General features: G+C 64.9%; 7 protein-coding genes. 4 read left to right on the forward strand and 3 right to left on the reverse strand.

The features are described 5' to 3' along the window. Window positions 1-344 (forward strand): aminoglycoside phosphotransferase family protein (locus EOD15_RS27120; protein ID WP_281035582.1); only part of this gene is annotated, 344 nt, incomplete at its 5' end. A 26-nt stretch (window positions 345-370) separates the two neighbouring features. Here the strand turns inward: EOD15_RS27120 and EOD15_RS27125 are convergent. Further along, the gene (locus EOD15_RS27125) at window positions 371-1,462 is read right to left on the reverse strand and encodes a COX15/CtaA family protein (protein ID WP_127321212.1); all 1,092 of its coding nucleotides are present in this window, start codon (window positions 1,460-1,462) and stop codon (window positions 371-373) included. 198 nt (window positions 1,463-1,660) lie between these two features. Between EOD15_RS27125 and EOD15_RS27130 the strand changes: the two genes are divergently transcribed. Next, entirely contained in the window at window positions 1,661-1,876 is a 216-nt protein-coding gene (locus tag EOD15_RS27130; RefSeq protein WP_013532215.1) for a DUF2842 domain-containing protein, read from the forward strand. 15 nt (window positions 1,877-1,891) lie between these two features. On the opposite strand, the gene EOD15_RS27135 is transcribed toward EOD15_RS27130, so the two are convergent. Beyond that, the gene (locus EOD15_RS27135; RefSeq protein WP_127321213.1) at window positions 1,892-2,950 is read right to left on the reverse strand and encodes a polysaccharide deacetylase family protein; all 1,059 of its coding nucleotides are present in this window, start codon (window positions 2,948-2,950) and stop codon (window positions 1,892-1,894) included. 91 nt (window positions 2,951-3,041) lie between these two features. Here EOD15_RS27135 and EOD15_RS27140 point away from each other — a divergent pair, with 91 nt between their 5' ends. Both EOD15_RS27140 and EOD15_RS27145 read left to right on the forward strand, forming a co-directional pair. Continuing rightward, window positions 3,042-4,265 (forward strand): GNAT family N-acetyltransferase, encoded by a 1,224-nt coding sequence (locus EOD15_RS27140; RefSeq protein WP_127321214.1) that lies wholly within the window; start codon window positions 3,042-3,044, stop codon window positions 4,263-4,265. Window positions 4,266-4,269: 4 nt separating this feature from the next. After that, window positions 4,270-5,106: a GNAT family N-acetyltransferase gene (locus tag EOD15_RS27145; protein WP_127321215.1), complete on the forward strand. Its 837-nt coding sequence runs from the start codon at window positions 4,270-4,272 to the stop codon at window positions 5,104-5,106. 46 nt (window positions 5,107-5,152) lie between these two features. Here EOD15_RS27145 and EOD15_RS27150 read toward each other — a convergent pair. Then, window positions 5,153-5,799 (reverse strand): tyrosine-protein kinase family protein (locus tag EOD15_RS27150; RefSeq protein ID WP_148129653.1); only part of this gene is annotated, 647 nt, incomplete at its 5' end.

Raw genomic sequence — 5,799 nt, forward strand, 5'->3', positions numbered from 1 at the left:
GGCCACTGCATGGCGACCTGCATCACGAGAACATCCTGCACGGACCGCGCGGCTGGCTGGCTATCGATCCGAAGGGCGTGCTCGGCGACCCCGGCTTCGATGCGGCGAACATGTTCTACAACCCGCTCGAGCGGGACGATCTCTGCCTCGACCCCGAGCGGATCGCTGGTATGGCCGGGATCTTTGCCAACACTCTGGGCCAGACACCGGCCGCTATCCTTGATCATGCCATCGCCTATGGTTGCCTCTCGGCGTCATGGCATCATGAGGACGACAATGCGGTCGAGGAGAACCGCGAATTGTCGGTCGTCAAGGCGATCCGGGCGGTACGGGCAAGCTTCTGATCCGGACCCGGTAGATCAGCTCAAGATCAGCCCCTGAGCGCTATTCCCGTCGGCAAGGGATAGGCGCCCTTGGTGCCGCGCCAGTGTGCGGCGGCAAAACCCAGCACGATCAGCGCAAATCCCTGATGGGTCAGCGCCATATGCAGCGGCACATGCATCAGCAGCGTGCCGATGCCGATCGAGGCCTGCACCAGCACCAGTAGAAACAGCAGCGTCGCGCGGCGCGCATGCGTTGTTTCAGGCAGCCGCCGGCGCGTGGCGATCATGTGCCACAAGGCCACCACGAATACCGTGTAAGCGCCAAGCCGATGGACGAACTGCACCGTCTTCGGGCTCTCGAAGAAGTTGCGCCATGCCGGCTCGAGGATCAGCAGATCGCCAGGGATGATTTTGCCGTCCATCAACGGCCAGGTGTTGTAGCTCAGGCCCGCATCGAGCCCGGCGACCAGGCCGCCGAGATAGATCTGGATCAGCGCCAGCAGCACGATGAAGCCGGCCTGCCTCTGCGTCGACCGATCGGCGGCGGGTTCGGAATGCGGCGCCAATCCTCGCGCGACCACCATGGTGGCGGTGAAGATCAGCGCGGCGAGTGTCAAGTGGGTCGCCAGCCGGTACTGGCTGACGGAGACCCGGTCGACCAATCCTGAAGCCACCATCCACCAGCCGATGGCGCCTTGCAGGCCGCCGAGCAGGAGAATGCCCACCAACTTCGCTCCCAGGCCGCGCTCGATGCGGCGCGTCGCCCAGAAGAACATGAGCGGCAAGGCAAAGACCAGGCCGACGCTGCGCGCCAGGACGCGGTGCGCCCATTCCCACCAGAAGATCGACTTGAACGCCTCGATGCTCATGCCCTTGTTGAGCTCGGCATATTGCGGGATCTGCTGGTAGAGCTGGAATTCCTCTTGCCACTCGGCATCGTTGAGCGGCGGGATCACGCCATGGATCGGCTTCCACTGCGTAATCGACAGGCCGGAATCGGTGAGCCTGGTGGCGCCGCCGACCAGCACCAGCCCAAACAGCACCAGAAGCACCACATAGAGCCAGCCGCGCAGCAGCGCCCGGTTATGCAGGTCGCGGTCGCGGGCGACGTATGGCGCGGCAGCTGATATGGCAGCCATGATCTTGTCCCGGCAGGTTGATTTGGCGGATTGGTGGACCATCGCACCCGTGCTGGCAAGACCATACGGCGCGGCACGCCGTCGCGCCGCGTCTCACCGGTTGCACAGTCTCGCCTCAAGGCCTATGCGAGGCCAATACCCTTTGAGCCGGCCAGGCCGCCTGTGCGAATTCCGGCATGCTCGATCAGGAGACCAAGCATGCCCCTGCGCCTGAAAAAGCTGATCGGAATGTTTCTGCTGGTGGCGCTGGTCATCATCTATGCGCTGGTCGCATCGATCTTCGCGGTCGCCCGGCTGTCGGAGTCGGGTCCGTGGGTGCATTTCCTGTTCTTCCTGCTCAGCGGCCTGCTCTGGGTGCTGCCGGCGATGGGCATCATCAAATGGCTGATGCTGGAGCCGAGGGCCAAGCGCTAGGCGAAACCGCCAGCGTCAGATGGTGACGACCATCTTGCCGGCGTTGGCGAGCGGCGTCGTCACGCCCGACAGCATGGTGCGGATGTGGGCGAGGCTCTGGTAGCGGCCGTTGACGGAAATGCGCGGCAAGGCGTGCAGGAACCCGGCATGCTCGGCGCGCAGCACGCCGTGGCGCGTCGTCACGGCGGAGGTATAGCCTGCGTCGCGGGCAAAGCCCACTTCGCGGCAGCCGACAGCGCTGGCATAGCCATAGGGATAAGCGAAATGGCGGGGCATTTCGCCCAGTTCGGCCTGCAACATGGGGCGCACGGCGCCAACCTCGTGCCGGGCATCGGCTTCGGAGAGCCGCTTCAGATTACTGTGGTTGATCGTATGGGCGCCGATCGTCACCAGCGGATGCGCGGCGATGCGGCGGATTTCGTCCCAGTTCATCAGTGTCCGCAGGCGCGGACCGTCGGCGTCGATGCCGTTTGCGCGAGCCAGGTCACGCAACACCGCCTGCAAGTCCTCCTCGCGGATTTCCGAGGTGAGATAGGCGTGCAGGCGTGCATTGGCCTGCAGCTTCTTCGCGGGGGTCGAGCAATCGATCGTCAGCGGACCATTCGGCCGCGTCAGCGTCAAGGCATCGCGCACGTTGACGATGTCCTCGACAACGTCCCACCACAGGTCGGCGGTGCCGTTGATCAGCCCGGGCGCGACATAGATGGTGATCGGCGCGCCATGCTTCTCCAACACCGGCAGCGCCTCGACCATGTTGTCGCGATAGGCGTCGTCGGCGGTGATGGTGGCAAACTGACCGCCCTTGCCGCCTGCTTTGATGCGCTCAACGGCTTCGTCCATGGAGACGAAGGCATAGCCATGCGCCTTCATGTCGGCGATCATGGCGTCAAGGAAGCCGGGCGCGATATTCAGATGCCGGTTGACGCTGTCCGGCTTTTCCGGCGTCGCGGTAACACGGTGCAGCATCAGGATGGCGCCGATGCCGCCGATGAACGGCTTGGCCAGCGGTGCAAGGCCGGTATAGCGGGCGACGTTCAGCGCCAGTTTCCGGATTGCCTCCCCGCCGTCGATCATTCATTCACCTTTTGCGCCTAGGCTGATCCAAGCACGGAATGCGCCTATGCGAACCCCCAAATCGCGATCAATACGTCCTAAGGATTGAGGTATGGTTGACGCAACCGCGTCATTTGACGGCAATCGGCTTGCGGCGACCGAGGCATCGTCGCGCGCCTTGCCACGGGACCATGCCGGCCTGTCGATTTCAGTGGCGTCCACGGACGGACTCGCGGCCTATGCCGAGTTCTGCCGCTCGGCCCTGTTTGGGCCGGCGCAGAGTGCTGCCTGGGTCCAGAACTGGGCGACCGAGACACGACCGGACCTGCTCGTCGCGACGCTGAGTGCCGAGGGCAAACCGGTTTTCTCGCTGGCGCTGGAGGTTGCCGCCAGGGGGCCGTTCCGGATCGCCCGCTTCATGGGTGGGCGCCACGCCAACGGCAACTTCGTCGCCGCCGACCCGAACTGGCTGGCCAAAGCGGATATACCGGCCCTCCGATCGGTGCTGGCGGCCATCGCCAAGGCACGCCCGGACATCGATCTGGTCGCGCTCGAGCGGTTGCTGCCCGATCTCGACGGCGTCGCCAATCCGCTCGCATCGCTTGAGCATTTTTCCAGTCCCAACCTGTCGCTGGCCGTCGATCTCGCCGGCGGCTTCGATGCGCTGCTTTCCCGCGCCAGCGGCAAACGCAAACGCAAGAAGCACCGGTCGCAGATCCGGAAATTCGAGGCCGTAGGCAGCTATCGGCGCATCGGGGCCCGCACCCCCGACGAGGTGGGCAGGCTGCTCGACGCCTTCTTCGAGATGAAGGAACTCCGCTTCCGCAAGATGGGCATCGCCAATGTTTTTGGCGACGCACAGGTACGCGGCTTCTTCCGCGCGCTGTTCATGCAGGCGCTTGCCGAGGACAGGCCTTCCTTCGTGCTGCACGGGCTCGAGGTTGCCGGCAAGCTGCGCGCCATCACCGGTTCAAGTCGCTTGGGCAAACGCCTGATCTGCGAATTCGGAGCGATCGCCGAGGACGATCTTGGGCACGCCAGCCCCGGCGACTTCCTGTTCTTCGACAACATCCAGGAAGCCTGCGAGACCGGTTTCGAGGTCTATGACTTTTCGGTCGGAGATGAGCCTTACAAGCGGCTGTGGTGCGATATCGAAACGCGGCATTTCGAAGTGCTGGTCCCCTTGACCATGAAGGGCCGCATGCTGGCGCTGACGCTTCGGCAAGGCGCGCGGCTGAAAGCCTTCGTCAAGAACAGCCCGACGATCTGGAAGCTGACCAAAGTGCTGCGCCGCAAAGCCGCCGGCCAGGCAGCGCCCGCGGAAGAAGATAGCTGACGCCATGAAGCCGATCATCCGCACACTGTCCCTGCAGGAACTGGCGCTTCTCGTCGACTGGGCGGCCGCAGAAGGCTGGAACCCAGGTCATGAAGACCCGGCGATGTTCCAGGCCGCGGACCCCGAAGGCTTCATCGGCGCCTTTGTCGGCGACGACATGGTCGCGGCAATTTCGGCCGTGGCCTATGGAAGCGAATTCGGTTTCATCGGCCTCTACATCTGCCGGCCTGACATGCGCGGCATGAGCTACGGCAAGGCCGTGTGGGACGCCGGCATGAAAAGGCTCTCGGGCCGGACTGTCGGCCTCGACGGCGTCGCCGAGCAGCAGGCCAATTACCGGCGCAAGGGCTTCGCGCCGGCCTATGAGACCATCCGCTTCACCGGGCGCATGGCAGGCCAGCCGGTCAGGGCCGATGGGTTGCGGATGATTACGACGCAGCTCCTGTCCGGCATCGTCGCCTATGACGCCCATTGCTTTCCGGCGCCCCGAGGCACCTTTCTGAAGCGATGGCTGCAGGAGCCGCATCATGGGCTGGCGGCGATCAGTTCGCGCGGCGCGACCGGCTTTGGCGTGGCGCGCCGCTGTCGGTCCGGCTTCAAGATCGGCCCGCTGTTTGCCGACGATATGGAAATCGCTTTGCAACTCCTGGAGGGACTGGCCGGTGCCTGCGAGGGCGGCGAGCTGCACATCGACGTCCCCGCCGACAATACCGGCTTCATAACTGCGCTCGATGCGGCCGGCTTTGCGCCGACCTTCACCACCACGCGCATGTACAAGGGGCCTGCCCCGGAATTGGACCTGCGAAGGGTGTTCGGCGTAACGACGCTTGAACTGGGATAGATCGGGCGAACCGCAGAACGGCCCCGCCGGCGATCCGGGGCTCCCGTCAGGCAGCGGCAGTGCGCCTTCCCGGCACCGGATTGCCGGGCGGTTCGTGGCCGAGCGGCGTCACCAGCGTCAGGTCGGGGTAGCCGTTCTCGATCAGCTTGACCGCAGCCTGCGTCACCTCATCGTCGGCCTCCAGCATGGAGAGAAAGACCTCGGTGGCATCGCCGGTCAGGCGGCCGATGCCTTGTGCGTCGGCCGGTCCGCACTCGACCACGACCAGGTCGTAGGCTGTCGTCAGCGACTGCATGATGATCGGCAGCCGGTCGGCGGCACGCATGGCACGAACCGGATCGGCGGTTCCGACCGGGATGACGTGACAGTCCGAGTAGAGATCGGCATGGATGACGTCACTGAACTGCGCTTCCGAAGCGAGCAGGTTGGTGATGCCGGGGAAAAGCCCGCTGTCCAGCATCGGCCGCGAGGCGGCCCCCGACGCGGTGAGGTCCAGCAACAGCACGCGCAGCCCGGCGTCGGCGACCTCGCGCGCCACCAGGATCGCGGATGCAGCCGCCTCGTCGCCTTCCGGCGAGACGAATATGGCGCGCGCCGCACCGCTGGAGATCAGCTTTTCGGCAGCCTTCTCGATATCGATCTCGCCCAGGGTGGAACGCGCCGGTTCGGGCTCGACAGCCGTCTGCTCTGTCG

This window comes from Mesorhizobium sp. M7A.T.Ca.US.000.02.2.1 (assembly GCF_003996995.1).
Lineage (GTDB): Bacteria > Pseudomonadota > Alphaproteobacteria > Rhizobiales > Rhizobiaceae > Mesorhizobium.

Bases quoted from the DNA above. Each gene is read 5' to 3' on its own strand.
- EOD15_RS27140 (WP_127321214.1), top strand. From the start codon at position 3,042: ATGGTTGACGCAACCGCGTCATTTGACGGCAATCGGCTTGCGGCGACC.
- EOD15_RS27145 (WP_127321215.1), top strand. From the start codon at position 4,270: ATGAAGCCGATCATCCGCACACTGTCCCTGCAGGAACTGGCGCTTCTC.
- EOD15_RS27125 (WP_127321212.1), bottom strand. From the start codon at position 1,462: ATGGCTGCCATATCAGCTGCCGCGCCATACGTCGCCCGCGACCGCGAC.
- EOD15_RS27135 (WP_127321213.1), bottom strand. From the start codon at position 2,950: ATGATCGACGGCGGGGAGGCAATCCGGAAACTGGCGCTGAACGTCGCC.
- EOD15_RS27130 (WP_013532215.1), top strand. From the start codon at position 1,661: ATGCCCCTGCGCCTGAAAAAGCTGATCGGAATGTTTCTGCTGGTGGCG.